The 4,279-nt window shown below is 53.5% G+C and carries 2 protein-coding genes; both read right to left on the reverse strand.

The window, feature by feature from the left end; all coding sequences use genetic code 11:
- Nucleotides 1-333 precede the first annotated feature (333 nt).
- Nucleotides 334-2,646, reverse strand: a complete 2,313-nt coding sequence (locus ACVBEF_RS20720; protein WP_447125796.1) for an NADP-dependent malic enzyme — start codon at nucleotides 2,644-2,646, stop codon at nucleotides 334-336.
- A 551-nt stretch (nucleotides 2,647-3,197) separates the two neighbouring features.
- On the reverse strand, nucleotides 3,198-4,279 hold a 1,082-nt coding region (locus tag ACVBEF_RS20725), incomplete at its 5' end, for an RQC domain-containing protein (RefSeq protein WP_447125797.1).

The raw sequence follows: 4,279 nt of genomic DNA on the forward strand, positions 1-4,279 counted from the left end.
GCTGATGACATGTTTGAGCGTAGCGAGTTGGTCATCAGACCCGGCTGGCGGTAGGGAAATTTGGGGACCCCGCAGGGGCAGCGGCATCTGCGGTCGCCTTTTCTTTGGTTACTTTCTTTTGGCGAAGCAAAAGAAAGTGACCGGCTGCCGGGCCGCCCCCGGCAAGCATCAACGGAGTAGCAAACGTATTCAACAACGACGACCGACCGAACAAGCCGAGCCAATAAAAAAAGCCCGGATTTCCGCAAAATACAAGGCGAAAAAACCGGACTCTTCTACAACGACTATGCGAGCTGATAACAGCCGTATCACAACCTATTTTCTACCACCCAATCAACGCTCCGAAATAGCATCCACCACACACAACGCCGTCATATTCACAATCCGCCGCACCGTAGCCGACGGCGTCAAAATATGCACCGGCTTAGCGCAACCAAGCAAAATCGGCCCAACGGCAACACCGTTACCAGAAGTCGTTTTCAGCAAGTTATAGGCAATATTGGCAGCGTCAATATTCGGCATCACCACCAAATTCGCTTCCGCTTTCAACGGCGAATCCGGCATCACTTTTTTCAGCAAACTCATATCCAGCGCGGTATCGCCGTGCATTTCACCATCAATTTCCAGATCCGGTGCACGTTCACGCACAATCGCTAACGCCTTGCGCATTTTTTGCGCAGAAGCGCTATTGCTGGACCCGAAGTTGGAGTGCGATAGCAAGGCTGCGTGTGGCTTGATGCCGAAACGCTGCATTTCTTCCGCTGCCAGAATCGTGATTTCGGCAAGTTGTTCCGCCGTTGGATTCTCGTTGACGTGGGTATCGACTAACACCAATTGACGATTCGATAAAATCAAGGCGTTCATTGCGGCATAGACGGTAACGCCTTCACGACGGCCTAATACTTTGTCGATGTAGGTCAGATGTAAATCGTGGGTGCCGTAGGTACCGCAAATCATGCCGTCGGCATGACCCTTGTGAATGGCCATCGCGCCAATCAGTGTGTGGCGACGACGCATTTCGAGCTTGGCGTATTGCTCGGTCACACCATGACGCTTGGTCATGGCCAGGAATGTCTGCCAGTAATCGCGATAGCGTTCATCGAAGTCAGGATTGATGACTTCAAAATCGACATCGAGTTTAAGACGCAAACCAAACCGTTCGATCCGTTGTTGGAGCACAGCTGGGCGGCCAACCAGAATCGGCTTGGCGAGATTTTCATCGACTACGATTTGGACAGCCCGCAAGACGCGTTCTTCTTCACCTTCGGCAAAGACAATCCGTTTTTTGGCAGCCGGGGCTTTCTTGGCGATCTGAAACATCGGACGCATGAAAGTGCCGCTGTGATAGACGAACTGTTGCAGACGCTCGGTGTAGGCTTCCATGTCTTTGATCGGACGCGATGCAACGCCGGAGGCTTCAGCCGCTTTTGCCACGGCTGGCGCGATCTTGATCATCAGACGCGGATCGAATGGCTTAGGGATAATGTAGTCGGGGCCGAACGACATATTGGCGATGCCGTAAGTGGCGGCGACAACGTCGGACTGCTCGGCTTGCGCCAGATCAGCAATCGCGTGCACGACGGCGATTTCCATCTCACGGGTGATGGTGGTTGCGCCGCAATCGAGTGCGCCACGGAAAATGTAGGGGAAACACAGAACGTTGTTGACCTGATTTGGATAGTCCGAACGGCCAGTCGCCATGATGACGTCATCGCGTACTTCGAGCACATCTTCAGGAAGAATTTCAGGATTTGGATTAGCCAGCGCCAACACTAACGGACGCGGTCCCATTGCCTTGACCATGTCTTGCTTGAGCACGCCGCCAGCGGACAGGCCGAGGAAAATATCTGCGCCGGGCATCAAATCGGCAAGTTTGCGAGCTTCGGTTTTACGGGCGAAGCGCAGTTTGTCGGGGTCCATCAACTCGACCCGGCCTTCGTAGACTACTCCTGCGAGATCGGTGACAAAAATATTTTCAATCGGGAAGCCCAGATCAACGATCAGATCGAGACAGGCCAGCGCCGCAGCACCTGCGCCGGAGACGACCATTTTGCATTGTTTGATGTCTTTACCGACGACTTTGAGGCCATTAAGAATGGCTGCGCCGACGATGATGGCGGTGCCGTGCTGATCGTCATGGAAGACCGGAATCTTCATGCGGTCGCGCAATTTACGTTCGATTTCGAAGCATTCCGGCGCTTTGATGTCTTCTAAGTTGATACCGCCGAAAGTTGGTTCCAGAGAGGCGATGATGTCGCACAGTTTGTCTGGATCGGTTTCGTTGATTTCGATATCGAAGACGTCGATACCGGCGAATTTTTTGAACAGCACGCCCTTGCCTTCCATCACCGGCTTGGAGGCCAGCGGACCAATGTTGCCGAGGCCCAACACGGCTGTACCGTTGGTGATGACGGCGACCAGATTGCCGCGCGCTGTGTAGCGGAAGGCGTTGGCCGGATCAGCGACGATTTCTTCACAAGCAGCAGCTACGCCGGGTGAATACGCCAGCGCCAGATCGCGTTGCGTCGTTAAGGTTTTGGTCGCGGTAACACTGATCTTGCCGGGAGTCGGAAACTCGTGATATTCGAGTGCAGCCTGGCGTAATTCTAAGCGGAGTTCTTCTTTTTTATCGATCATCGAATCCATACGCTGCTGCCTCTGATTAGTCTGTTGAAAGGAGGCTAATTTTAGCAGACTGGAGGGTTGGACTTATGCGTATTTGGTATGAATACTGTGTCTGATAAGTACTATCCACAGAGGGGATTTTGGGTATTAATGGTGCAGTTACGGCAGAAAGTAATTCTCAAATAGATATCTACCTGGGGATTGCAAAATCTTTCGGATTTCTCAAGCAAGTAAACATTCCCATGCTGACTGCATCAGTTGATCTTAGAAAAAAGCGTATTTTGTATTTGAACGCCTGCGCAAAATCAAGGCAGAGAAGGAAAATTGCGCATTTATGCGTATAGTCTCCTCACCGAAGCCGCATAGGTAATTACCGAAAGCTTGCTAAAGTCCAAAAGATCGGAAAGGTTTAGCTGCTAGCGAGGGTTGAAGTAAGCTAAGCGCCGCCACAGATCTCTGTGGTTCCACCAGGAGTGGAATAGCCAAGAGAGTTCCTCGCGTATTTGAAAGCTCCCTCAGGGGAGCTTTCTTCATTTCCGGCCCTGCTTCGGATAACCCTACACACGACAGGACTACGACATCTCCGCAATCAACGCCACAATCTCCGCCCCATACGTCTCCAGCTTCTTCTCCCCTACCCCACTCACACCGCGTAAATCATCGAGCGACCCCGGCTGCGCTTTGGCGATCTCTCGCATCGTTGCATCATGAAAAATCACATACGCGGGAACGTTGTGTTTGCGCGCCGTCTCGACCCGCCACCAGCGCAGTTTGTCGAATATCGCCTGCTCGGCGCTCGATAAATCGGACTCAACATAGCCTTTGGGCTTGCTGGTGCTGGCGCGTTTTTGTTTGACGGGTTTTTGATATTCGCGCAACTGGACTTGCAGTGCGCCGCGCAGGACTGGTTTGGCGGCGTCGGTGAGTTTGAGGGCGTTGTAGGCTTCGGAATCAACGCTGACTAAGCCTAACGCGATCGATTGACGCAAAATGGCGCGCCATTCTTGCTCGCTGCGGTCGCTGCCGATGCCGAATGTGGATAAATCGTTGTGGCGCCATTGTTTGACTTTGTCGGAGTCGATTCCGCGCAGCACGTCTAAGACGTGCATGGCGCCGAAGCGTTGATCGACGCGATAGATGGTGGAGAGCAGTTTTTGGACGACGACCGTGGCGTCGAATGAGACCGGCGGGTTCATGCAGGTATCGCAATTGCCGCAACGGCTGGACTCTTGACCAAAATAGTCGAGCAGGCGCACGCGGCGGCAATGCAGGGTTTCGCATAGGCCGAGCATGGCGTCGAGCTTGACGCCGAGGACGCGTTTGAAGGTTTCTGCGGCTTCGGATTCGTCGATCATGCGGCGCTGTTGGACCACGTCTTGCAGGCCGTAGGCCATCCAGGCATTGGCGGGGCCGCCGTCGCGTCCGGCGCGACCGGTTTCTTGATAATAGCCTTCGATGCTTTTGGGCAAATCCAGATGGGCGACGAAGCGCACATCGGGCTTGTCGATACCCATGCCGAAGGCGATTGTTGCGACCATGACGATGCTTTCTTCGCGCAAAAACCGTTTCTGGTGCTTGCTGCGGGTGGCGTAGTCCATGCCTGCGTGGTAGGGCAAGGCATTGATGCCTTGCTGGGCTAAAAATTCGGCGGTTT

This window comes from Glaciimonas sp. GG7 (assembly GCF_052976905.1).